Origin of the sequence: Bradyrhizobium sp. DN3, from assembly GCF_041357655.1 — a bacterium.
Classification (GTDB): Bacteria; Pseudomonadota; Alphaproteobacteria; order Rhizobiales; family Xanthobacteraceae; genus Bradyrhizobium.
Window position 1 is genome coordinate 1 of record NZ_JAULLN010000014.1, and the last position, 22,540, is coordinate 22,540.

23 protein-coding genes are annotated in these 22,540 nt (G+C 60.8%); 11 read left to right on the forward strand and 12 right to left on the reverse strand.

Going from position 1 to position 22,540, the window contains the following annotated elements:
• Positions 1 to 136 precede the first annotated feature (136 nt).
• The 7 genes from AAE027_RS20870 to AAE027_RS20900 all read right to left on the reverse strand — a co-directional run bounded on the left by AAE027_RS20870 (position 137) and on the right by AAE027_RS20900 (position 4,526).
• Complete coding sequence (locus tag AAE027_RS20870; protein ID WP_370986710.1) at positions 137 to 400, reverse strand: hypothetical protein; 264 nt, start codon at positions 398 to 400, stop codon at positions 137 to 139.
• A gap of 204 nt (positions 401 to 604) precedes the next feature.
• Positions 605 to 1,189: a TIGR00645 family protein gene (locus AAE027_RS20875; RefSeq protein WP_091888732.1), complete on the reverse strand. Its 585-nt coding sequence runs from the start codon at positions 1,187 to 1,189 to the stop codon at positions 605 to 607.
• 32 nt (positions 1,190 to 1,221) lie between these two features.
• Positions 1,222 to 1,860 (reverse strand): TerC family protein, encoded by a 639-nt coding sequence (locus AAE027_RS20880; protein WP_370986709.1) that lies wholly within the window; start codon positions 1,858 to 1,860, stop codon positions 1,222 to 1,224.
• On the reverse strand, positions 1,857 to 2,219 hold the full coding sequence (locus AAE027_RS20885) for a hypothetical protein (RefSeq protein ID WP_176945648.1): 363 nt from the start codon (positions 2,217 to 2,219) through the stop codon (positions 1,857 to 1,859). The genes AAE027_RS20880 and AAE027_RS20885 overlap by 4 nt, the downstream gene beginning before the upstream one ends.
• A gap of 2 nt (positions 2,220 to 2,221) precedes the next feature.
• Positions 2,222 to 2,683, reverse strand: coding sequence for a tellurite resistance TerB family protein (locus AAE027_RS20890; RefSeq protein ID WP_370986708.1), 462 nt, complete (start codon positions 2,681 to 2,683; stop codon positions 2,222 to 2,224).
• Positions 2,684 to 3,683: 1,000 nt separating this feature from the next.
• Positions 3,684 to 3,992, reverse strand: coding sequence for a hypothetical protein (locus tag AAE027_RS20895; protein ID WP_370986707.1), 309 nt, complete (start codon positions 3,990 to 3,992; stop codon positions 3,684 to 3,686).
• Between the two features lie 105 nt (positions 3,993 to 4,097).
• Positions 4,098 to 4,526, reverse strand: a complete 429-nt coding sequence (locus tag AAE027_RS20900) for a hypothetical protein (RefSeq protein WP_479714238.1) — start codon at positions 4,524 to 4,526, stop codon at positions 4,098 to 4,100.
• On the opposite strand from AAE027_RS20900, the gene AAE027_RS20905 reads away from it, so the two are divergent.
• The 5 genes from AAE027_RS20905 (at position 4,443) to AAE027_RS20925 (ending at position 11,032) form a co-directional block, all read left to right on the forward strand.
• Entirely contained in the window at positions 4,443 to 4,997 is a 555-nt protein-coding gene (locus tag AAE027_RS20905; RefSeq protein ID WP_370986705.1) for a nucleoside monophosphate kinase, read from the forward strand. The two genes, AAE027_RS20900 and AAE027_RS20905, sit on opposite strands and share 84 nt — an antisense overlap.
• Before the next feature lie 33 nt (positions 4,998 to 5,030).
• A complete protein-coding gene (locus AAE027_RS20910; protein WP_370986894.1) occupies positions 5,031 to 6,590 on the forward strand; it encodes a HEAT repeat domain-containing protein in 1,560 nt (519 codons plus the stop codon).
• A 2-nt stretch (positions 6,591 to 6,592) separates the two neighbouring features.
• Positions 6,593 to 7,135: a DEAD/DEAH box helicase family protein gene (locus AAE027_RS20915; RefSeq protein ID WP_370986704.1), complete on the forward strand. Its 543-nt coding sequence runs from the start codon at positions 6,593 to 6,595 to the stop codon at positions 7,133 to 7,135.
• Positions 7,136 to 7,358: 223 nt separating this feature from the next.
• Complete coding sequence (locus tag AAE027_RS20920) at positions 7,359 to 7,859, forward strand: class I SAM-dependent methyltransferase (RefSeq protein WP_370986702.1); 501 nt, start codon at positions 7,359 to 7,361, stop codon at positions 7,857 to 7,859.
• 167 nt (positions 7,860 to 8,026) lie between these two features.
• Positions 8,027 to 11,032 (forward strand): HsdM family class I SAM-dependent methyltransferase, encoded by a 3,006-nt coding sequence (locus AAE027_RS20925; RefSeq protein WP_370986701.1) that lies wholly within the window; start codon positions 8,027 to 8,029, stop codon positions 11,030 to 11,032.
• A 76-nt stretch (positions 11,033 to 11,108) separates the two neighbouring features.
• Here the strand turns inward: AAE027_RS20925 and gor are convergent, their stop codons facing one another.
• The 3 genes from gor to rpiA are packed head-to-tail and all read right to left on the reverse strand — an operon-like array spanning position 11,109 to position 13,799.
• Positions 11,109 to 12,497, reverse strand: a complete 1,389-nt coding sequence (gor, locus tag AAE027_RS20930) for a glutathione-disulfide reductase (RefSeq protein WP_370986700.1) — start codon at positions 12,495 to 12,497, stop codon at positions 11,109 to 11,111.
• Positions 12,498 to 12,543: 46 nt separating this feature from the next.
• Positions 12,544 to 13,083, reverse strand: coding sequence for a DUF2059 domain-containing protein (locus AAE027_RS20935; RefSeq protein WP_091888746.1), 540 nt, complete (start codon positions 13,081 to 13,083; stop codon positions 12,544 to 12,546).
• Positions 13,084 to 13,094: 11 nt separating this feature from the next.
• Positions 13,095 to 13,799, reverse strand: a complete 705-nt coding sequence (gene rpiA / locus AAE027_RS20940) for a ribose-5-phosphate isomerase RpiA (protein ID WP_128945585.1) — start codon at positions 13,797 to 13,799, stop codon at positions 13,095 to 13,097.
• A gap of 167 nt (positions 13,800 to 13,966) precedes the next feature.
• Here rpiA and AAE027_RS20945 point away from each other — a divergent pair, with 167 nt between their 5' ends.
• The 6 genes from AAE027_RS20945 (at position 13,967) to AAE027_RS20970 (ending at position 20,250) form a co-directional block, all read left to right on the forward strand.
• A complete protein-coding gene (locus AAE027_RS20945; RefSeq protein WP_370986699.1) occupies positions 13,967 to 14,659 on the forward strand; it encodes an HAD family hydrolase in 693 nt (230 codons plus the stop codon).
• 134 nt (positions 14,660 to 14,793) lie between these two features.
• Positions 14,794 to 15,261, forward strand: coding sequence for a hypothetical protein (locus AAE027_RS20950; RefSeq protein ID WP_370986697.1), 468 nt, complete (start codon positions 14,794 to 14,796; stop codon positions 15,259 to 15,261).
• Between the two features lie 109 nt (positions 15,262 to 15,370).
• A complete protein-coding gene (moaA, locus tag AAE027_RS20955; RefSeq protein WP_370986696.1) occupies positions 15,371 to 16,405 on the forward strand; it encodes a GTP 3',8-cyclase MoaA in 1,035 nt (344 codons plus the stop codon).
• A 172-nt stretch (positions 16,406 to 16,577) separates the two neighbouring features.
• A complete protein-coding gene (locus AAE027_RS20960; protein ID WP_370986695.1) occupies positions 16,578 to 17,159 on the forward strand; it encodes a TRAP transporter small permease subunit in 582 nt (193 codons plus the stop codon).
• Between the two features lie 26 nt (positions 17,160 to 17,185).
• Positions 17,186 to 18,841 carry a TRAP transporter large permease gene (locus AAE027_RS20965; RefSeq protein WP_370986694.1) on the forward strand — a complete coding sequence of 552 codons (1,656 nt, stop codon included), beginning with the start codon at positions 17,186 to 17,188 and terminating at the stop codon, positions 18,839 to 18,841.
• A 119-nt stretch (positions 18,842 to 18,960) separates the two neighbouring features.
• The gene (locus tag AAE027_RS20970; RefSeq protein WP_370986693.1) at positions 18,961 to 20,250 is read left to right on the forward strand and encodes a M20/M25/M40 family metallo-hydrolase; all 1,290 of its coding nucleotides are present in this window, start codon (positions 18,961 to 18,963) and stop codon (positions 20,248 to 20,250) included.
• A 129-nt stretch (positions 20,251 to 20,379) separates the two neighbouring features.
• Here AAE027_RS20970 and AAE027_RS20975 read toward each other — a convergent pair whose 3' ends face one another.
• Both AAE027_RS20975 and AAE027_RS20980 read right to left on the reverse strand, forming a co-directional pair.
• Positions 20,380 to 21,786: an ATP-binding protein gene (locus AAE027_RS20975; RefSeq protein WP_370986692.1), complete on the reverse strand. Its 1,407-nt coding sequence runs from the start codon at positions 21,784 to 21,786 to the stop codon at positions 20,380 to 20,382.
• Position 21,787: 1 nt separating this feature from the next.
• The gene (locus AAE027_RS20980) at positions 21,788 to 22,462 is read right to left on the reverse strand and encodes a response regulator transcription factor (RefSeq protein WP_370986691.1); all 675 of its coding nucleotides are present in this window, start codon (positions 22,460 to 22,462) and stop codon (positions 21,788 to 21,790) included.
• Between the last annotated feature and the right edge of the window lie 78 nt (positions 22,463 to 22,540).

The following is a 22,540-nucleotide window of genomic DNA, read 5'->3' on the forward strand; positions in this document are numbered from 1 at the left end:
AATAGTCTCACCTAAGGCTGCGGCCCCTCACCCGATTTGCACTGGACGATGCTTCGCATCGCCAGGCGCAATCCGACCTCTCCCCGCCGGGGAGAGGTGGACCCCGAACAAACGACGGGCGTACTTCCAACATTCACTAACGGATGATCGTCGTCAGCGACGAGTAACGCCTGTTCGGCCTGGCTTCGCCCGGCGCAAATTGCGCAAATGCGTCGCTGACACGCACCGCCGGCGGCGTATCGCTCGCAAAGCGAAATTCCTTCGGCCGCGGCGCGTAGAAGCTGGCGCGGAAATAGGCGTCGTCGAAGCGTGCCTCGCCGACCCCGAACAATGCGTCGCAGACGAACAGGAGCGCGTACACCCCTGCGATCGCAGCGACGATCTCCCTGAGAATAGACATGCGGATGCCCTGCCCTTTTGCCGGCAGGATGCACGCGGGTTCCAAAGTCGAGGTTTAAGGCCGCACGTTTCTTGTGCGCAGGGTTTGCCGCTGCTGTGCGGATTGCAGACAATTTTATCGATCCGGAAAAGAGAGCCCGCCTGATCGCGCGATCAGGCGGGCTCCAGGCTTGGCCGCTCGGGAGGTATCAGACGGCCAGGTCCATCAGCCGTGGCGTGCCTCCTTGCGATGGCCGCTCTCGCTGAGGCGGTCGACCCAGGCGATGCCGATCGCCGAGATGATGAAGGTCAGGTGGATCAGCACCTGCCACATCACGCCGCTCTCGGTGAAATTGCTGCGCGTCGTGCCGAGATTGCCCGCCTCGATGAAGGTCCTGAGCAGCGAGATCGAGGAGATGCCGATGATCGCCATCGCCAGCTTGATCTTGAGCACGCTGGCATTGACGTGGCTCAGCCATTCCGGCTCGTCGGGATGACCGGTCAGGTTCAGCCGGGAGACGAAGGTCTCGTATCCGCCGACGATCACCATCACCAGCAGGTTCGAGATCATGACGACGTCGATCAGCCCGAGCACGACCAGCATGATCTGCTGCTCGCTGGCGTCGAACGAGTGCGCGACCAGATGCCAGAGCTCTTTAAGGAACAGCAGCACATAAACGCCCTGCGCGATGATCAGGCCGACATAGAGCGGCACTTGCAGCCAGCGCGAGCCAAAGATGAGCTGCGCAAACGGACCGATCTGCGGCGCTGGCGCGGAATGCGCCGAAAGTGCTTTGGTTTCAGACGTCATTGATCACTCCGGAGTGAGACAGGAAACGCGCCTCAGAGACTCGCGATGACAGGCGCGAGCTCGAGCGAGCCGCGATAGATCATCTCGAAGGCGACGTAAACGATGATGGCGAGACCGACATAGGCGATCCAGCGCTGCTTCTGCAGCACGCGGCCAAGCAGGTCTGCGGCTACGCCCATCATCGCCACCGACAATAGGAGACCGAACGCAAGGATGTAGGGATGCTCGCGCGCGGCGCCCGCGACCGCGAGCACGTTGTCGAGCGACATCGAGGCGTCGGCGGCGACGATTTGCAAGGCCGCCTGCCCGAAAGTCTTATGCGGCACAGGTGCGTCGCTCGCGCCGCCGCCATGGCTGAATGCAAGCTGACGCGAATGCGCGGCCCGCTCGCGCAGCTCGCGCCACATCTTCCAGCAGACCCAAAGCAGCAGCACGCCGCCGGCGAGCAGGAGGCCGATCACTTGCAGCAGCTGGGTCGCAACGCCGGCGAAGACGATGCGGAGCGCAGTAGCGGCGACGATGCCGACCACGATGGCGCGCCGGCGCTGCTCGGCCGGCAGCCCCGCCGCGGCAAGGCCGATGACGACGGCGTTGTCGCCGGCCAGCACGAGGTCGATCAGGACGACCTGGAGCAGCGCGGCCAGCGCCTCGGTGGTGATGAATTCAGTCATGATCGATCATGTTTCGATGCGGACGGATCGAGCCATTGCGGCTTCTTCCGCTCGACCCAGTCCAGGACTTTCGAACGTGAGGAGCGCAACGCGGGCACGTCCTCCGCAAGCAGCGCGAGGCCGAGTGGCAGCATCCAGACACCCAGTATCGGCAGGAAGGAGAACACGCCGCCGACGACGAGCAGCGCGCCCGAGGGGATCCTGACCCAGCGGCTCGACGGCTTGAGCAGATAGGTGACGGTGTCGCCCACGCGCGGCGGCAGGCAATTGACGAGTTTGTCGAGGCGCGGGTCGCCGCCGGCCATCTGGCTGGCAGCATCCTCGGCTCCCGTCGTACGCTGGTCCGAGGCAGTGGTCATGCTCATTCCTCGGCGGCGGCGCGGGCCGCGGCCGGTACGACCCGCTTTGCGCGCGGCAGCGCCAGCGTCAGCAGGCGCAACAGCTTGATCGCCTGCACCTCATGGGGATGGACGTCCTCGTCGGCGGCCGCGACGCGCTCCGACAACTCCATCAGATGAGACGACAGCGGCATGTCCGAGACCGGTCGCAGCGTCTCGATCACGACGTTGGCAAAATCCGGCTCCTCGAGTCGTTCGGCGAGTGCGTCGAACATCGCAAGCAGCCTTTCGTCGCCGATATGGGGCGCCAATCCGCGATCCCGGATGAACCGGATCACTTCGTCGCGCTCGACCGGCGAAACGCGCCGGTCGGCCACGGCGACCAGCGCGCCGGCAATGACCAGCGCCGCCGCAGCCTGCTCGTTCAGGCTGGACGGATCCGCGATCTCGATCTCGTTCGGATTTGAATGCTTGGCGTCAGACATCGTTGCTCCTCGATCTTGCGAAATGGCCGCACGGAGCTGCGATGGAGCGACTGGTCGGAGAGAACCGAAGAAGGCCCGACGATCGGCCGATCCATCGCATTCGCGCGGGACAGGTCATCCGACATCACGAGGTTTGCCGACATCGTCGGCGTCCTCGCCAGAGGGGCCCGGATTCTTGTTCACCGACACATAAAGACCGGTCTGTCGGAATCAAGGCGATGCGACTGCGACCAGCCGCCGCATCGGGTTCCATGGTGCGGCAGAGGCGACTTTGCACGATGGCGACGGGCACTCCCCGCCACGTGTGCACGAATGTAGCAACATCCTCGGTGTCGTCCTGGCGAAAGCCAGGACCCATTGCCACAGGGAGACGTTGTAGCCGATGAAAGTGGCCCCAGCGTGCTTCAATAACACTGACCGGGGTAATGGGTCCTGGCTTCCGCCAGGACGACATTGTGGAGGTCTCTCGCTCATTGCTTCAATCTCATCATGATGGTGTGCGGCACGCGTAACTCCCGCCATCTCTACCTGCGACCTCACCAAGGAGGTCACCGCGGTCGAGCGCGCGATTGCGGTCGAAAACAAATGGCGCGCCCATCATCGTCGCGCGCGGCAGCTCCGCGGAATTCCAGCTTCGCGCCTACGCGGAGGACATCGGGGCGGTCTCGCGCTGGATCGCAGCCTCGACGATCTCAGGCACGAGCACTCCGATCGGAAGCGTTCCTGCTCCGTCATAACGCCCACGCAAGCTTCGGCAACGAAATGTCGTCCCGAATTCGGGTATCGTGGAGAACCGCATGAATCATGTCACGTCTTGCTCCGGCTGCGGCCACGGACTTGTCCCAATGCTTTCGGCAAAGGGCCGCGCGGAGCTCAGCTGCCTCTGGTGCGAAGGCATCGACGTGCGAACGATGGACATGGCGAAGTGGGCGGACAGTCCATCCGGCAAACCTGAACGGGCCGCTCGCCAGTCGTTCGAATGACGGTCGTCCTGCTCCTGTCAGATTCCCGCCGCCACGCGTTGCGGAGGCATATTACCCGACTCCGGGACACGATCAGCCGATGACTGTCGGGGCGGCCGGCGCCGCCGCACGTAGAGGCAGTTGACGAGGATCGGCTCGTCATCGCCGAGCGTTGTACGCTCCTTGACGAGCAAGCTCATGACCGAACGCATCTTGAGGATTTCCTGCGCGACGAAGCTGCAGTCCTCGTCCCGGTCAACTTGCTCACGCATGATGGCTTCGGCCTCGAGCATGCTGACACGAAGCGCTCGAATGGTTCTGCGGATTTCGTTGATGCGGTTGTCCATCGCTGCCTCCCATCATGGTTGCATGCATAAGAACAAAACATGAACAAATCGTCAAGCCCTCAAAACGTCAAGCCCGCAAAACGTCAAGGCCTCACAGGCGAAAGGCTACTCCGCCGCCTGGCGCACGTGGAGTGCGGTCGGCGAGCGCATGGTGACGAGCTCTTCGGCCGCGGTCGGATGCAGCGCGATCGTGGCGTCGAAATCGGCCTTGGTCGCCTTCATCTTCACGGCGATCGCGACCGCCTGGGTGATCTCGGCGGCGGCATCGCCGACGATGTGGCAGCCCAGCACGCGGTCGGTGGCCCCGTCGACGACGAGCTTCATCAGCACGCGCGTGTCGCGGCAAATTCGTTGGCTTTCGGAGTTGGGGTTTGTGCACCGCATCATACTTAGGCTAGCCGATATCTCAGGTTGCTTCCGAAGGTAGAGGCGACTAATGTCGTTCGCGCGATGCTTGTAACCCTGTTTGGCCCGCCTGGCTCGGGAAAGAGCACTCTTGGGGATCACCTTGAGGGTTCGCATGGCTTCACGCATATCGCCATTGGCCGGCTCCTCAAGAACGAGGCATTCCGAAATCAAATCGGAGTTTCAGAGACACGCGTGATGACCGCAATACAAACTGGCCGTACCATATCTTTTGATCCCCTATTCGACTGGCTCGACCAGACTGTACTCGACTTGAACAAGCCAATCGTCATTGACGGGTACCCGCGGGAGTCTAGGGCTCTGCCTAGGTTCAACATTCTCGCTAACAAATTGAAAGGAAAACGTGCGGTTCTGGCTATTCATCTACCACTGACCTTTACTGACTCCCGCAACAGGCTTGCGCGCCGGGGGCGCTCAGACGATACCGCGAAATTGGCCGAAGTGAGATACGATGAATATATCAACGAGCAATTGCCGTTATTTGCGGAACTTCACCCATCAGTGTCTCGGATAGAGTTTCCGCCCGAAGCGACGACAAATGCTATCGCCTCCAGCATAATCGGGAGATGCATCCTTTAACGTCCCGTTTCTTCATCATTTCCTTTGTCTTATATGACTCCGCCTTTTTCCGCATTTTCCCTGCGCACAACACGACCTATACGCCGTACTGGCCTCATCATTCCTGCCAGTCCCGAGCGCACGCAATTCGTCCGTTTCCGACTAGCGTCTGCAGATCCGAGAGAGAATAAGCGCGGACTGCAAGATGCATGCGAATTACTTGAGACAGGTCATGCCTTCCTGGACAACGCAGCGCTCTTAAAAGAACTGGAACGATTGATCTCTAGCAGCGACCCCAGAGTAAGGCGGTGGTGCTACAAACTGGCCGCCTTGATCAAGGACGATCGAGCACTTCCTTCTTTAGTTTTGGCCTTTGAATCTGAACCTGACCCGGAAAATCAAAGCTGGATCGCCGCTGCCCTCTTTAGCATAATGCATGACCAACAAATCGCACATTGGCTCAAGCAGCACGATCAGAGGTTCTTTGGAACCTTCCTTGAACTCGCGGCTAGGCTGTTCGCAAGAACCACTTATCTCGAAGGGAAATCAGCGCTGGGGCGAAATCACTTCGATCGGGATCCGATGGTCCGCAAATGGACATCGCTTCTTTGCGGATATCGAGTGGAAATACCTCAGCCTATTCTGGGTCACATCGACCAACTAGACCTTGTCGGCAATCTCGCGGAAGACGACGATCACGAAAGCGTAGAGTATGCTATATGGGCCCATCATCGAAATCCCGATGGTTCGGATCGAAAACTAACCAAGAGCCCTCGCCAACTTTTGGACGACTCGCCGCCGAACGTTCGCCGTTGGGTACTAAGGGTTGTCACGAAGGAGCTAGATGCGGCAAAGCGAAATAAGGATATTGTTGTCGCTGGGATAGACGACAGTTCCATTGAGGCTCGCGAAGGCCTTGCACTTGGTTTGGGCCGAATTCGCCCCTTTGGCTTACAATCGGAAATCAGGAGATGGTTCAAGAATGAGCAAGACACGGCGGTTTGCGTGGCACTCGTGGATCACATTGCACGTTGCGCAAGCACTGACCCCAATTGCATGAATGAACTCATCAATAGGTACGCGGAGACCCATGATAGCAGCGTTCTGTGTCGCAAAATCGAAACGGCTTTGGCGGGCGAATCAGACGCAAAGCGCCGATTGAAAGATATCCGAGACAGATTCAAATCAACAGACGCGAATTCACAACAATCGAACCTCCCCTTTGGAGGCAACCAACCTCAAATGGTGTTCAACATGGTCAAGATTTCAAACTCAACGCTGTCCAACGTCGCAATCAACGTAGAGGAAATTTCGAATTCAATCATTGGGAACGTCAATGGCAGCAACAATGCTGGCGTTAGAGAGATGTCGGACGCTGTTCGCACACTTATAAAGGCGCTGAATGATGATACAACGTTGGACAAGGATCTTAAGAACGAGGTCTTAAACCAACTAAACGATTTTTCTGGAGCCGAGGACGAAGCAAAGCGACACTCTCTCGGCAAGCGGCTCTTGTTAAGCCTCAACGGACTCCTACAGCTTGGAGCGAACGCTGGAACGGTCGCTCTGGCCATTGAACAATTTGCTCCGAAGCTACAGGCGCTGTTGGGATAACTATGGCACTTCGCATCTACCTTTCAGGCTCAGTTCGGAAGGGAGCCACTGACGATCGGCCGTCAGAGCACTATTGGACCGACGATGATGAAGAACGGATTCGTGCTGGGCTACGGCCTCACGAGGTCACCCTACTCAATCCTCAGAAATCAGGAGTGGACCGCTCTGATCCCAAAGCCAATTTTGGCTGCGACTTATACCTGGTAGAAACTAGCAACGTAGTCTTAGTAGATGCCCGAACCAAGAAAGGAATTGGCATCGGTGCTGAAATGATGTTTGCATGCGCTCGAAATATTCCAACGATAACTATCGCTCCTAAACATTCTCACTATCGGCAGGCCCTCGTTCGCAATCTCTTCGGAGAGGACGTGCGCGACTGGACGCATCCATTCGTGTTGGGACTGTCAGATTATGTCGTCGAGTCGCTGACCGAAAGCATCGAACTGCTCAAACGACATGTGACGCTCGGCAGCTTACCTCTTACCAAGAACATTGATGAAGCGATCGAATATTATCGTCGCTCGCAAGGATCACATGCGATCTAATGATGTTATATTCGCTGCCCTTGGAGACGATATTTGGCTCTACACCAGTGAGACGCCCGGGCCTGATCATGTTGTGCGGGATGGACGACGATACTCCCGCTTTATGGACCGGATATACATTCCCTGCGCGACGGCCGAACTTAATCTGAGGCAAATTCTTATTCTCAATCGGTACCGAGAGAGCATTTTATCCTCGGACCCACAATTTAAGCATCGAACTCGGATGCGGCGCCTCGCGATCGACTTTATCGACGCCGTCAGCAATGGAAGTCTATTCGAGATTGGCTGCGGCCTCTATCCACTCGTGAACGAACTCGGGTCTCGGACAAATTACGTCGCTCTCGAGATCGATTCGTTTGCCTGCGCGCAATTGCGGGCCCAAGGACTGGATTGTTGTGCTCAGCCCTCCGAAATCCGATATCGCCTTCAATCATTCGATCTGGTGGTTGCCTTGTTCGTAATGCAGTTTCACGTGCCCGACGAGACCCTGCAGTTGCTAGTGTCCTCTACCGGCTTGGACACCGTGTTTCTCTTCAACGTCGCGACTAAAGACCCTGCAATCCGACACGCGGTATCATCCAAACTGCTTGAGCAAGGGATGTGGATGCACGCGATCCAAGCACCAACCTTAGGGAACGATACAATTTTTGTCGGCGCGAAGCGCGCTGGAATACTTCGGGCGCTTCATGGGGCGGCAGCCGTCCAAACCGGACTGCAGGACTGATTCGCTTCTCTCTCACACGCCCAGACCATCTTCAATATGAGCCCTCGCCGATATAGGATGGATTCTAGGTGGCATGGGATTAGAGAGTCGTGGACCAGTCCAACGTATTTGCAGAGGTGTTAGGTCAGACCGGATACTTGCTATCCGGACGGCCCGTGGCTGGGCTATTGCTTGCTAACGATTTTAAAACTGAAACTAGCAATTTTCTCCGATTCGAGCGCCTATTCGGTACCTCCGATAGAGGTTTTGGCGCCAATGCTCTGTTTGTCTCGCAAGGGTCGCCGATTATCGTCTTCAAGGACCTCACGGACACCTCGGAGCCAGTTGACCCCCAGATCATTGACTTCCAATCTCTGGCATGGAACGCCGGATTGGCTCCGCTCGTTTGGGTCACAACGAAGAATCGCATCTTCATATTGAATGGATATGCACGTCCCTGCGGAAACGTCGAGGCAATTACGCTGGAAAAGTTTGCGTGCGGAGATCAAACCGCACTTAAACGTCTTGAAAGTATCTTTGGGCGTCTCGCAATCGACTCCGGCCTTTTTTGGGAAACAGAGCTGGGGTGTCGCTTAGATCGCCGCACGAAGGTCGATGCCGCACTGCTCCGGGATCTCGCAGCTTTAGAAGAAGCACTTGAAACCTCAGGACTCGATAGCTTTCTCGCGCAAAAACTGATCGGGAGAACAATTTTTGCGAAATACCTTGCTGATCGCGGCCTATTGACTGGTTCAACCTTGAAACAGGTCACTAGGGCCCCTGGCCTCGTGGAGGCGCTTCGTTCTCCCTCGTCCGCTTGGCGGCTGTTTCGGTGGATACAGAAGACGTTCAACGGTGATCTTTTCCCACCCGAGCAGAAGGCGGAGCATAAGCTCGTCAACGCAGAACAACTTGAACTCCTCGCGCGCTTCTTAGAGGGGGAGCAACTCGATACAGGGCAGCGCTCACTGTTTCCTTTTCGCTTCGAGGCGATACCAATCGAAGTTATATCAGCGATGTATGAACAGTTCGCCCATGCAGTTGCTGGTACTGCAGCCGCTCAACAGAGCCTCCATTATACACCCACGAACCTTGTAGATTTTCTTTTGAATCGCGCGTTCGAAGGGATTACGTCGCACGCCAAAGTGCTCGACCCTGCGTGCGGCTCAGGTGTTTTCTTAGTTGAGAGCTTTAGAAGACTTGTACGGCTAAGAGCTGGCAAAAAGGAGGTGACCCGCGATTTGGTCCGAGAGGTCCTCTACAACCAACTTTTCGGAGTCGACATCAATCCAAGCGCTTTGCAGGTTACGGCCTTCAGCCTTTACCTGTCTGCGCTTGATATGGATCCCCTGGCGGGATCGAACTGGCACGATCTCAAGTTCGAGAAGCTGCTCGGACGCTCGCTCTTTTGTTGCGACTTCCTAACTTCTCCGCTTTTCTCAGAATGCAAGTTTGATCTAATCGTCGGAAACCCACCTTGGACCTACGGAGGAGCATCAAGTAGGCTCAAGCGCAAATCCGAGGGGCGATCTTGGGGGCCTACGCCGAGCAGATCTCCAGACTGGGATTTCTTATGGCGAGCAAGCAGCATTTGTTCCGCAAGTGCACGAATCGCATTGGTAATGAAGGCCACACCGTTTTTTAGCCGAGACGCCACGGCGGCTCGTGCGCGAAGTCAGCTCCTACTTTCATTCTCGAATGTTTCCCTCATCAACCTGTCGCAGCTTCGAGGCGAACATCTATTTCCCAGCATTTCCAGATCGTCGGATAGAGCAGGCGCTCCAAAACGCGGTCGTCCAAATCTGGCACCAGCCTTGCTGTTCTTTGGCTCCCGGAAAAATGCACAAGAGGATGCTGAGTTGACCGTGGGAAATGTTAGTTGGTCGAACACATTCCGGAGACACGGACTGATCCAGATCGCGCGAGAAACAATCAAGAACGTCCCAATACGATCTGCCAACTTGGACGTCGGCCTTCTGAAAGCTGCGACCCTTGGGAACTTACGCGAGTTTGAAGTTCTGCAGTCTATAGTCACTCGATCTTCGAATGTTCGACTTAGTGCTTGGTTGCGTTCCTACGAGCTTCCAGCTGACCAAGGATTTCAGCTCGGTGGCGGAGACAAAAAGCCTACGACACACCTTGAGCGAATGCCTGCATTGACGGCACCTGACTACCAAGCTCCCACTTTGCCTACAGAGCTTCCTCCTTTCGTAGCCTTGACGGCGCACCGCCCCCGCGATCCAAGAATTTATCGTGGGCCACTTGTGCTTTGCCCCGAGGGTTGCTTCACAAAGGCTTTAGAGCCGGGACGGTACTCAGCTGCCTATGAGACGCGCGACATTGCCTTCAACGAATCGTTCGTGGGAATTTCGTTTGCAAACTCCAGGCATGATGTGGGCCGAGCGCTGGCTGCCCTAATGCACTCGAAGATGATTGCTTTTCAGCTTGCGTTTGGGGCGTCGAACGTAGGTATCAAGCAGCCCAAAATTGAAAAGGTTGATTTGGGAGCATTGTGCATCCCTGATCTCTTCGCCGTTCCGGCGGGCTTCGTTGAACAGCTTGATCATCTGGGGGGCAGGCTCCGAGATCTGTCGGCCAACCCATCTGCCGTCTTGCGGGCACTTGATGACGTTGCCTACCGCCTTTTTCGCATTGACGCCTCTGATCAAACTGTAATCAACGATATTCTGGATCGTAGCCGCGCGCTCTTTTTGGACACCGACACCGCTAGGATACAGACGGTGCGATCTGTCGACAATGAAACTCTGAGGCGATATGTTCGTGAGTTTACAGACCTCATGGACAGAGAGCTCGCAAAGTTTTCTCATTTGCGCAGCCGGCATGTGACTACTCTCCGCTTCGGTTCCCATGTGCTAGCCTTGAGAGTTGAATTTGCTCGCGAGGGAGTGAAGCCCGCTCGACCCAAACTCGAAGCGAAACCTGAATTGTTTGAAGGAACTCTCTTTCGAAGCTTAGGCGGTAGTTCGATTCCAAATTTTCATCAGAACCGCTACTTCTTCGATCTATCTCCCGGAATGCTGTATCTTCTCAAACCTGATGAACACAGGCTTTGGCGACCATCCGACGCACAGAACGACGTCGCGATGCTCAAAGGCAGTGGTGAGAGTCTTTTGCAGCTCGATGGATTTGGAAGGAAACTCTCACTTCAGAGTCCTCCCCACAGTCTTCACTAGGTTCAATGGAGCACGAGGTCCAGACTAAGCTTTAGCTTAGATGCAACAAGCAACTGAGCCGCTGATGCAGGGGGCCCTACTCCGCCGCCAGGCGCACGTGGCGTGCGGTCGGCGTGCGCATGGTGACGAGCTCTTCGGCCGCGGTTGGATGCAGCGCGATCGTGGCGTCGAAATCGGCTTTGGTCGCCTTCATCTTCACGGCGATCGCGACCGCCTGGGTGATCTCGGCGGCGGCATCGCCGACGATGTGGCAGCCCAGCACGCGGTCGGTGGCCCCGTCGACGACGAGCTTCATCAGCACGCGCGTGTCGCGGCCCGACATCGTCGCCTTGATGGGGCGGAACGTCGTCTTGTAGATGTCGACGTGGCTGTACTGCGCCCGCGCCTCGGTTTCGGTGAGGCCGACGGTGCCGACCTCCGGCTGCGAGAACACGGCGGTCGGAATGTTGGCGTGATCGACCCTCACCTCGCGCTTGCCGAACACGGTGTCGGCGAAGGCATGGCCCTCGCGGATCGCGACCGGCGTCAGGTTGAAGCGGTGGGTGACGTCGCCGATCGCATAGATGCTGTCGACCGAGCTCTTCGAGAAATGATCGACCGCGATGCCGCCATTCCTGGGATTGATGGCGACGCCGGCATTCTCCAGCCCGAGATTGGCGACGTTGGGATGGCGGCCGATCGCGAACATCACCTGCTCGGAGGCGAGGCTCGATCCGTTCGACAGATGGGTGGTGAACTCCTCGCCATGGCGGTCGACCTTGGTCACGGTGCAGCCGGTGAGGATGGTGATGCCCTGCTTCTCCATCTCGGCGCGAACATGGGTCCGAACATCCTCGTCAAAACCGCGAAGGATGTTGTCGCCGCGATAGATCACGGTGACGTCGGAGCCGAAGCCGGCGAAGATGCCGGCGAATTCCAGCGCGATGTAGCCGCCGCCCTGGATCACGATCCGCTTCGGCAGCCTCGCAAGGTGGAACGCCTCATTGGAGGAGATCACGTGCTCGATGCCGGGAATTGCCGCGCCGTGGTTCGGCGCGCCGCCGGTGGCGATCAGGATGTATTTCGCTCTGATCTTCCTGTCGTTCTCGAGCAGGCGGATGGTGTGCGCATCCTCGATCACCGCGCGGCTTTTGACGATCTGCGCGCCCGACTTCTCGACGTTTGCGGTGTAGGCCGCCTCGAGCCGCGCGATCTCCTTGTCCTTGTTGGCGATCAGCGTCGGCCAGTCGAAGCTGGCGGACGGAACGGTCCAGCCGAAGCCGGCGGCGTCCTCGAGCTCGTGACGGAAATGCGAGCCGATCACGAACAGCTTCTTCGGCACGCAGCCGCGGATCACGCAGGTGCCGCCCATGCGGTACTCTTCCGCAATCGTCACGCGGGCGCCATGGCCGGCCGCGATGCGGGCGGCACGCACGCCGCCCGAGCCGCCACCGATGACGAAGAGGTCGACGTCGAATTCAGCCATTGTCCACTCCGACCCCTTTCAGCGATCTCTGATCAGATAGTATCGATCAGATCTCCTTGCCACGCTTGCGCATCTCGGCGCGGAAGGCTCCCATCACGGTTTCGGAGAAGTTCTGGGCCCAGGAGTTCATGAAGGCCATGCTCAGCCCGATGGCGCGGGGCTCGGCCTCGATCAGCTTCTTGCCCAGCGGCGACTTGTAGAAGGTGACGAGGTCCTTCAGCTCCTGCTCGGTGAACTCGCTGGCATAGATCTGCGCCATGCCTTCACCGATCTCGTTCTGGCGGCCGGCGAGCTGCTGGGCCACGATCGGCGCGACCTCGTTGAGGTCCTTCTGGTAGTTGAGGTTCTGCTGCGTCAGCGCGATCTTGGTCTTCTCGACGAGGCCGGGCACGGCGCCTTGATACATCGCGGTCGCGTTCTTGATCTGCAGGATCTCCCTGGCTGCGGCAATCGCCGCAGGCGAGGCTTTCGGCTGGGCAGGCGCCGCGGCCTTGGGCGCACCCTGCTGGGCCACAGCCGGGGCGACCGAGAGGGCCAGTCCCACAGCAAGGGTCGCGGCCGGCAACAATTTCAAAACGCTCTTCATTCCTAGTCTCCTTAGGGCTTTCGCCGTTCAATCACGCGGATTCCCTCGCCGCCCGCCAGAACGGCCGAGCTGGCCAGGCCGATGAACAGGCCATGCTCGACCACACCGGGGATGGCGCTCAACGCCTTGGCGAGACTGGGTGGATCCACAATACGTCCGAGCTGGGCATCGACGATCCAGTGGCCGCCGTCGGTGACGAAAACGTGGCCGTCCTTCGCCTTGCGGACCGCCATTTGCCCGGAAACGCCGCATTCGGCAAATGCCTTTTCGATCGCGCGGCGCGTCGCCCCAAGCCCGAACGGGATGACCTCGACCGGCAGCGGAAACTTGCCGAGCGTCGGCACCCATTTGCTGTCGTCGGCAATCACGATCATGCGATCCGAGGCGGCCGCCACGATCTTCTCGCGCAGCAGCGCGCCGCCACCGCCTTTGATGAGATTGAGCTCGGGATCGATCTCGTCGGCGCCGTCGACGGTGATGTCGAGATGGTCGATCTCGTCCAGCGTGGTCAGCGGCACGCCGCAACGCTCCGCATCAGCGCGCGTCGCCTCCGAGGTCGGCACACCGATCACCTTGAGCCCGGCGGCGACGCGCTCGCCGAGCAGCTCGACGAAATGTTTTGCAGTCGAGCCGGTGCCGAGCCCGAGCTGCATGCCGTCGCGCACCTCCTCGAGGGCGCGCGCTGCAGCCTGCCGCTTCAACTGGTCCATGTTCACGTTTGCGCCCGCCTTTGGATCGAGAATGTGCCGCCGGGTGTGGCCGGTTGCGGCGGCCTATGTAGCCTCGTTTTTCCCCGGAGAACAGGGTCTGGGAACAGGTCTATAAGCGGATATTATGGCCCCGCCCCTTGCTTCGATACGACCGCGCCGGTAGCGCTTCGCCCATGACCTCCCCTCACACCATCGTCTTCGATCTCGACGGCACGCTTGTGGATACGGCGCCCGACCTGATCACCGCGCTGAATCACGTGCTCGACCGCGCAGGGCTGCCGCCCGTGCCGATGGCCTCGGCCCGCAACATGATCGGCGCCGGCGCCCGCAAGCTGATCGAGCGGGGCCTGGAGGCCGAGGGTCGCACCGTCACCCCCGCAGACATGAACCGGATGACGGCCGATTTCATCGCTTATTATGCCGACCATATCGCGGTCGAATCCCGCCCCTTCGAGGGGCTCGAGGCCGCGCTCGACCATTTTGCCGCCCAGGGCCATCGCCTCGCAGTCTGCACCAACAAGCTGGAATGGCTGTCGCAGCGGCTTTTGGACCAGCTCGACCTCAGCCGTCGCTTCGCGGCGATCTGCGGCGCCGACACGTTCGGCGTCCAGAAGCCCGATCCGACCATTTTCCGCGAGACCGTGGCGCGCGCCGGCGGAGAGGTCAAAGCCTCCATCATGGTCGGTGACGCCGGAACCGACGTTGGCGTCGCCCGGCGGGCCGGCGTGCCCGTCATCGGGGTCAGCTTCGGCTATACGGACGTGCCGATCGCCGAGCTGAAACCGGACCGGCTGATCCATCACATGCGCGACCTCCCCGCCGCAGCGCACAGCCTGATGAATACCCGGACTCCCGCAAGCCACTGATTAAGCTATATTATTCCGCAGAACCCCGCATTAACCATCTATTACCTATGCGCAGCCCGCCGGTTGCCTGCCCCAAACGACACTCCTAAGGTCCGGCTGGGGTAGGTGGCGGTTCGTCGCAGAAATGGGTGGTCATGCGTCGTGTCATCGCGATTGCGTTAGCAGGAGCGAGCCTTGGTGGCTGCTCCTCGATGTCCTGGGACATGTTCAAATCGGCCCCGCCGACCGTCCAGGTCAGGCTCGAGTCAAGTCCTCCGGGGGCTGACGCCACAACCTCGCTCGGTCCGGGCTGCAAGACCCCCTGCTCCGTCTCGGTTCCCGCCCCCGATGCTCCGTTTACGGTCGCTTTCGCGCTGGCCAAGTACCAGCCGGCGAACGTGCCGGTGAACGTGATCAAGAATCCCGGCGATTTCACCACGCCCGCCTCGGTGACCACCGACCCGAATCCGGTGTTCGCGGAGCTCCAGCCGGCCACTCCGCCCAAACCGGTCCGCAAGCCGCACCGGCCGAAGAAGCCGAAACCGGCCGCTGCCGCAGCCCCGGCGGATGCCGCACAGACCGCGGCCTCGCCGTTCCCGGATCCGAACGCGGGCAAGCGCTGACCTTGCGTATCCAACCCGATTGTCCTCGGCCAGCGTGATGCTTAGATTGCTTCCAGAGCACCGCTAAAGCATCGGTGCGCGAGTCGCCCAAAGTGACAAGGCCTCCCGTATGAACGGATCTTCCGCGAGCCCTCTCGCCGCGCTATCGAGCCCCATGACCGATCCGTTCGGGCGGACCATCAGCTATTTGCGCGTCTCCGTCACTGACCGCTGCGACTTGCGCTGCTTCTATTGCATGTCGGAGGACATGACGTTCCTGCCCAAGGCGGACCTGCTGACGCTGGAGGAACTCGATCGGCTCTGCTCGGCCTTCATCGCCAAGGGCGTGAAGAAGCTGCGGCTCACCGGCGGCGAGCCCTTGGTCCGCCGCAACGTGATGACGCTGGTGCGCTCGCTATCGCGGCATCTTTCCAGCGGCGCCCTGAACGAGCTGACGCTGACCACCAACGGCACCCAGCTTGGGAAACATGCGAGCGAGCTTGCCGATTGCGGCGTCCGCCGCATCAACGTCTCGCTCGACACGCTCGATCCGCGGAAGTTTCGCGAGATCACCCGCTGGGGCGAGATCGACAAGGTTCTGGAAGGCATCGAAGCCGCACGCGCCGCAGGGCTCAGCGTGAAGATCAACGCGGTGGCGCTGAAGAACCTCAACGAGGACGAACTGCCCGAGCTGATGCGCTGGGCCCATGGCAAGGGCATGGGCCTGACGCTGATCGAGGTGATGCCGATGGGCGAGATCGGATCGGGACGGATCGACCAATATCTGCCGTTGTCGCTGGTGCGCGCCCGCCTCGCCCAGCAATTCACGCTGACGGATCTGGCCGAGACCACGGGCGGACCGGCGCGCTATGTCAGCGTCGCCGAGACCGGCGGCAAGCTCGGCTTCATCACGCCGATGACCCATAATTTCTGCGAATCCTGTAACCGGGTGCGCATCACCTGCACGGGAACGCTGCACACCTGCCTCGGCCACGAGGATGCCTCGGATTTACGCAAACCTCTGCGTGCATCGAATGAGGATGTGCTGCTTGCGGATGCGATCGACCGCGCCATCGGGCTGAAGCCCAAGGGCCACGACTTCATCATCGACCGCCGCCACGACCGTCCCAGCGTCTCCAGGCACATGAGCGTCACCGGCGGGTAGTCCTTAACCTGCTCGCGGGTGTTATTCCCCTTAACTATCAACAAACTTCCAATTGACTGGCGGCACGCCCGCTGGTTTGGTGCGGCTGCCTTATGCCTGCGCGGCGAGACAAGCCACGCGCCAACTCGGCGCAGTCAAGACGGCCGGGGCACAATCGGGGGAGGACCTATCGTTGCAAGCGCTCCTAAAGCTGAGCCGAGGAATTGACGCGTTCACGCGCTGGACGGGCAAACGCCTGGCGTGGTTGATCGTGGTCGCCGTCATCATTTCGGCGGTCAATGCGATCGTCCGCAAGACGTTCGACACGTCGTCCAATTCGTGGCTCGAGCTGCAATGGGTGCTGTTCAGCATCGTCTTCCTGCTGTGCTCGCCCTGGACTCTGCTCGATAACGAGCACATCCGCATCGACATCGTGAACAATGCGCTGCCGAAGACGGCTCGCAACGTCATCGACGTGATCGGTCACCTGTTCTTCCTCATTCCGCTGTGCATCGTCATGATCATCACGGGCGTGCCGTTCTTCGAGCGCTCGTTCCAGATCAACGAGCAATCCGGCAACGCCGGCGGCCTGCCGCAATGGCCCGCCAAATCCCTGATCATGATCGGGTTCGCTTTGCTGCTCGTTCAAGGCATCTCCGAGCTGATCAAACGAATTGCGGTCATGCGCGGAATGATGCCGGACCCGCACGAATCCCAGGTGTCGGCGCTGGAGGCGGAAGTCGAGCATCTCGTCGAAGCGATCGAGAAGAAGTAGCCGTTGGCGACGGTTTAGGGGGAATTATGACCGCGTTTATCATCGCCAATATGGCGCCCATCATGTTCGCGTCGCTGGTCGTCATGCTGCTGCTCGGCTATCCCGCAGCATTCTCGCTCGGCGCCGTCGGCCTGTTCTACGCCGTAGTCGGCATCGAGCTCGGCGAGTTCCGCCCGGACTTCCTCCAGGCCCTTCCGGAGCGGGTCTATGGCGTGATGAACAACGACACGCTGCTCGCCATTCCGTTCTTCACCTTCATGGGATTGGTGCTGGAGCGGTCGGGCATGGCCGAGGACCTGCTCGACACCATCGGCCAACTGTTCGGTACCATCCGCGGCGGCCTTGCCTATGCCGTGATCTTCGTCGGCGCGCTGCTTGCCGCGACGACGGGCGTGGTCGCCGCCTCCGTGATCTCAATGGGTCTGATCTCGCTGCCGATCATGCTGCGCTATGGCTATGACCGCCGCGTGGCAGCCGGCGTCATCGCCGCGTCCGGCACCCTCGCGCAGATCATTCCGCCCTCGCTCGTTCTGATCGTGATGGCCGACCAGCTCGGCAAATCCGTCGGCGACATGTACGAGGGCGCCTTCATCCCGGGCCTCGTGCTCGCCGGCCTCTACGCGGCCTACGCCTTCCTCGTCAGCGTGATCTTCCCGAAGGCCACGCCGGGCCTGCCGAAGGAGGCCATCGGCTTCCGCGAGGAGAGTGGCAGCCGAGGCCTCGGTTCGCTCGGCGTGTTGTTCCTCGCCAGCGGCGTGTTCGGCTGGTTCATGATGCGCGATTCGAGCGTGCATGGCGCCGATTACGTCGTGCTCAGCATGTTCTACGGCATCATCTTCGCATTCGTCGTCGCTGTGGTGAACTGGGTCATCGACAAGCTCACCGGCTTCCGTTTCCTCTCGAAGATGGCGCAGCAGACCACTTTCGTCATGGTGCCGCCGCTGTTCCTGATCTTCCTGGTGCTGGGCACGATCTTCATCGGCATCGCGACCCCGACCGAAGGCGGCGCGATGGGTGCGGCCGGCGCCCTCATCCTCGGTGCCGCGAAGCGGCGGCTGAGCTGGGATCTGATCCGGCAGGCCACGGAATCGACCGCCAAGCTGTCGGCTTTCGTCGTGTTCATCCTGGTCGGCGCCCGCGTGTTCTCGCTGACCTTCTACGGCGTCAACGGGCACGTCTGGGTCGAGCACCTGCTCACCTCCCTGCCCGGCGGCCAGGTCGGCTTCCTGATCTTCGTCAACGCCTTCGTCTTCGTGCTGGCCTTCTTCCTCGACTTCTTCGAGCTGGCCTTCATCGTGATCCCACTGCTCGGACCTGCCGCCGAGCACCTCGGCATCGACCTGATCTGGTTCGGCGTCATCCTCGGCGTCAACATGCAGACCTCGTTCATGCATCCGCCGTTCGGCTTCGCCCTGTTCTATCTGCGATCGGTCGCGCCGAAGGAGCGCTACACCGATCGCGTCACCGGCAAGCGGATGGACCCTGTCACCACGGGCCAGATCTATTGGGGTGCGGTCCCGTTCGTCGTCATCCAGGTCATCATGGTCGGTCTGGTGATCGCGTTCCCCGCGATGGTGATGCACTACAAGGGCGTCCAGACCAACATCGACCCCAACACGATCAAGATCGAGGTGCCGCAGATCGAGCTGCCGCCGCTGGATTTGGGACCACCGCAGAAATAGCGGGGACGACACTCGCCGTCATGCTGCGCTCAAGCGGCGCATGACGCACGACGGCGCGCGTGACAAGCACCGGAAACGCAGGCATACCGGGCCATCCTACACCCCATGGATGGCCGCTCATGCCCCGCTTGCACCCTACTCGATCGCTCGTTGGCCCGTTGATCGCCTCGCTCTGGCTGGCATGTGCCGCCACGACGGCGCAGGCCGAGCCGATCGCCGATATCCATACACTGGCGCAAAAGGAGCAGCAGCCGCTGCTCGACACCCTGCGCGATCTCGTCAACATCGAATCCGGCAGCAAGGACATCGAAGGCCTGAACCAGATCGCTGAGCGCGTTGCCGGCCAGCTCAAGCAGCTCGGCGGCACGGTGGAGATCCTGCAACCCACCGACATCTATCGCCTCGACGACACGCCTGAGAAGGTCGGGCCCGCCGTGCACGCCGTGTTCAAGGGCACGGGCAGCAAGAAGATCATGCTGATCGCCCACATGGACACGGTGTACCTGAAGGGCATGCTGAAGGACCAGCCGTTCCGCATCGACGGCGACAAGGCTTACGGCCTCGGCATCGCCGACGACAAGCAGGGCGTCGCGCTCATTCTCCATACCGTGGCATTGCTGCAGAAGCTGAGCTTCAAGGATTACGGCACGCTCACCGTGCTCACGAACGGCGACGAGGAGATCTCCTCGCCCGGCTGGCGCAGCACCATCACCCGGTTCGCCGAGGATCAGGACGTGGTGTTCTCGTTCGAAGGCGGCGGGACCGACGGCGCGCTGCGCCTCGCCACCAGCGGCATCGGTTCGGCCTATCTCACCGTGCATGGCAAGTCGTCACATGCCGGCGCAAGGCCTGAGGGCGGCGTGAATGCGCTGTACGAGCTCTCGCACCAGGTGCTCCAGATGAAGGACCTGTCTAAGCCCGAGCAAGGCCTGAAGCTGAACTGGACGGTCTCCAAATCCGGCACTAATCGCAATGTGATCCCTGCCGACGCCACGGCCCAGGCCGATGCGCGTGCGCTCAAGGTGGCCGACTTTGACGAGTTGGAGAAGGCGCTTCAGGACAAGATCAAGAATCGCCTGCTGCCCGAGTCCAAGGTCGCCCTGAAGTTCGAGGTGCGTCGCCCGCCGTTGGAGGCCAACGAGGCCTCGCGCCACGTGGCGGCCTACGGCAAGACGATCTATCAGGAGCTCGGAATGTCCCTCAAGGTCGACGAGAAGGCGACCGGCGGCGGCACCGACGCCGCGTTTGCCGCGCTCAAGACCAGAGGAGCCGTGGTGGAAGGCATGGGCCTGTCAGGCTTCGGTGCACACTCCAACGATGCCGAATATGTGCAGCTCAACAGCATCGTGCCGCGTCTGTATCTGGCCACACGTATGATCATGGATCTGTCCACCGGCAAGCTGAAATAGCGGTTGTTTTCTTCCTCCTCTCCTTGTGGGAGAGGGTTGCTTCCGCGCACTTCATGGCTAAGGGAACTCGCGGAGCGAGACCCTCACCCGTCTCGCCGCTATCGCCATAGCCGATGCAAAGCATCGGCGTTATGAGGACGGCGGCCGAAGGCCGCCTACGCCACCCTCTCCCGCACGGGGAGAGGGAAAAGAGACTGTCTCGTCCGCCAGCCGAAACCGCAGCGTGAATTCTGCGCCGCCGCCGGGGAGATTCTCCACCGCGACCGTCGCCGCATGATCGTCCGCGACCCCGCGCACGATCGAGAGCCCCAGGCCGGCGCCGTCGCTGCGCTGGCGGTCACGGCGCCAGAAGCGCTGGAAGATCAGCTCGCGCTCGGCCTCGGCGATGCCGGGACCGCAATCGCGCACCCGCACTGAGCCGTCCTCGCCCACCTCGACCTCGACGGCGGTATCCCTGGCCGTGAACTTGATGGCGTTTTCGGCGAGGTTGAAGATTGCGCGCTGAAGCATCTCCGAATTGCCGTGGATCATGACCGGCGCGTCGCTGCCCCGCAGCGCGATCTCCTTGTGCTGGGCGATCGCGAGCGGGGCGATCGAACCGACCACATCGGCGCAGACGGCGCGCAAGTCAGCGGTCTCGCTGGGATCGAGCACCAGCGTGTCGAGCTCGGCGATCTCCAGCAGCTGGGCAACGATCCGGCTCATGGCTTCGATGTCGGCATGCAGCGCCTGGCGTGCCGCGCCGTCGCCAAGCGTCTCGATCCGCGTGCGCAGGATCGTGAGCGGCGTGCGCAGTTGATGCGCGGCGTCGGCCGTGAACTGCCGCTGCAGCCGAAAGCCGTCCTCGAGGCGGTCGAGCGCCTGGTTGACGGCGGTGACGAGCGGCATGATCTCGCGCGGGATCTGCTTGGTCGGCAGGCGGATGTCGGTGCGCGCCGGGCCGATATTGCTGGCCTCCTCCGAGGCCCTCCACAGCGGCGCGATCGCGCGGCGGAAGATGATGATGTCGGTTGCGAGCAGGACCAGAAGGATCGGGATGGTGATCCACCCGACCCGCCGGAAGAAATTCGAAATGATGTCGTCGATGATGACGTCGCGATGCGCGAGATCCTCGGCGACCCGGATGCGTACCATCTTGCCGTCGATGATCCGAGTGACGCCAGCGCCGGAAATCGTTTCGGACGGCCGAAGAGCTGCGGCGCCGGTCCGCCGGTGCGAGGAAAACAGCAGCCGGCCTTCGCCATCTCGAATGTCGTATTGATAGCGGCCGTAAGCGTCCGAATAGAGCCCGCGCAGGCTGTCGGGCAGGTTGAACGTCAGCGAGCCGTCCGGCTGGGCGACGATGCGCTCCGCCAGCACCTCGGCCTGGGCGCGCATGCCGTCGCGGTGCAACTGGTCGATCTCGGAATTGAGCAGCCAGAACAGCACCAGCGGCAGGACGATCGCGACCATCGCGACCGCCACGATGTGCAGGAAGACGATCCGCCAGATCAGCGATTTGAACGTGAGCGATCTGACATGGCCGCCGGCAGCCACGCTATTTTTCCTCGGCCATGAGATAGCCGACGCCGCGGATGGTGTGGATCACCACCTTGGCGCCGTGCTCGGTGAGCTGCTTGCGCAGCCGCGAGACGTAGACCTCGACCGCATTGGAGGCGACCTCGCCTTCGAGCCCGAAGATGTGGTCCTCGACGTTCTTCTTCGGCACCACCCGCCCCTGCCGGCGCAGCAGGATCTCCAGCACCGAGGTCTCGCGCGCGGAGATGATCCGCGGCTGGTCGTCGACGAAGATCTGGCGGCTCTCGGTGTCGTAGACGAGATTGGCAAGGCGCAGCGAGCGTCCGAGCAGCTGGCCCGGCCGGCGCAGGATCGCCTCCAGCCGCGCCACCAGTTCCTCCATCGCGAACGGCTTTGCGAGATAGTCGTCGGCGCCGCTGCGCAGGCCGTTGACGCGGTCCTGTAGGCCGCCGCGCGCGGTCAGCACCAGGACCGGCAGCGGCTCCATCCTAAGGCGCAACTCGCGCAGCACCGACAGGCCGTCGCCGTCGGGCAGGCCGAGGTCGAGGATCATCGCGGCATAGCTGACGCTGCTCACGGCCTCGCGCGCCTCGGCGGCGCTTCCGACGATGTCGCTCTCATAGCCGGCTGCCGCCAGCCCGCCGGCCACGAGCCGCGACAGCTCGACATTGTCCTCGACGATCAGAAGGCGCATCAAAGTCCCGTGTATCACCGCGCGGCTCGCGCCGCCTCTGCGCCCTTTTCCAGCATTCGGGAGGCCTCGGCCAGCAAA

Coding starts and splice junctions, on each gene's coding strand:
- AAE027_RS20870 (WP_370986710.1), bottom strand. CDS start 400: ATGTCTATTCTCAGGGAGATCGTCGCTGCGATCGCAGGGGTGTACGCG.
- AAE027_RS20875 (WP_091888732.1), bottom strand. CDS start 1,189: ATGACGTCTGAAACCAAAGCACTTTCGGCGCATTCCGCGCCAGCGCCG.
- AAE027_RS20880 (WP_370986709.1), bottom strand. CDS start 1,860: ATGACTGAATTCATCACCACCGAGGCGCTGGCCGCGCTGCTCCAGGTC.
- AAE027_RS20885 (WP_176945648.1), bottom strand. CDS start 2,219: ATGACCACTGCCTCGGACCAGCGTACGACGGGAGCCGAGGATGCTGCC.
- AAE027_RS20890 (WP_370986708.1), bottom strand. CDS start 2,683: ATGTCTGACGCCAAGCATTCAAATCCGAACGAGATCGAGATCGCGGAT.
- AAE027_RS20895 (WP_370986707.1), bottom strand. CDS start 3,992: ATGGACAACCGCATCAACGAAATCCGCAGAACCATTCGAGCGCTTCGT.
- AAE027_RS20905 (WP_370986705.1), top strand. CDS start 4,443: ATGCTTGTAACCCTGTTTGGCCCGCCTGGCTCGGGAAAGAGCACTCTT.
- AAE027_RS20900 (WP_479714238.1), bottom strand. CDS start 4,526: ATGCGTGAAGCCATGCGAACCCTCAAGGTGATCCCCAAGAGTGCTCTT.
- AAE027_RS20910 (WP_370986894.1), top strand. CDS start 5,031: ATGACTCCGCCTTTTTCCGCATTTTCCCTGCGCACAACACGACCTATA.
- AAE027_RS20915 (WP_370986704.1), top strand. CDS start 6,593: ATGGCACTTCGCATCTACCTTTCAGGCTCAGTTCGGAAGGGAGCCACT.
- AAE027_RS20920 (WP_370986702.1), top strand. CDS start 7,359: ATGCGGCGCCTCGCGATCGACTTTATCGACGCCGTCAGCAATGGAAGT.
- gor (WP_370986700.1), bottom strand. CDS start 12,497: ATGGCTGAATTCGACGTCGACCTCTTCGTCATCGGTGGCGGCTCGGGC.
- AAE027_RS20935 (WP_091888746.1), bottom strand. CDS start 13,083: ATGAAGAGCGTTTTGAAATTGTTGCCGGCCGCGACCCTTGCTGTGGGA.
- AAE027_RS20945 (WP_370986699.1), top strand. CDS start 13,967: ATGACCTCCCCTCACACCATCGTCTTCGATCTCGACGGCACGCTTGTG.
- AAE027_RS20950 (WP_370986697.1), top strand. CDS start 14,794: ATGCGTCGTGTCATCGCGATTGCGTTAGCAGGAGCGAGCCTTGGTGGC.
- moaA (WP_370986696.1), top strand. CDS start 15,371: ATGAACGGATCTTCCGCGAGCCCTCTCGCCGCGCTATCGAGCCCCATG.
- AAE027_RS20965 (WP_370986694.1), top strand. CDS start 17,186: ATGACCGCGTTTATCATCGCCAATATGGCGCCCATCATGTTCGCGTCG.
- AAE027_RS20970 (WP_370986693.1), top strand. CDS start 18,961: ATGCCCCGCTTGCACCCTACTCGATCGCTCGTTGGCCCGTTGATCGCC.
- AAE027_RS20980 (WP_370986691.1), bottom strand. CDS start 22,462: ATGCGCCTTCTGATCGTCGAGGACAATGTCGAGCTGTCGCGGCTCGTG.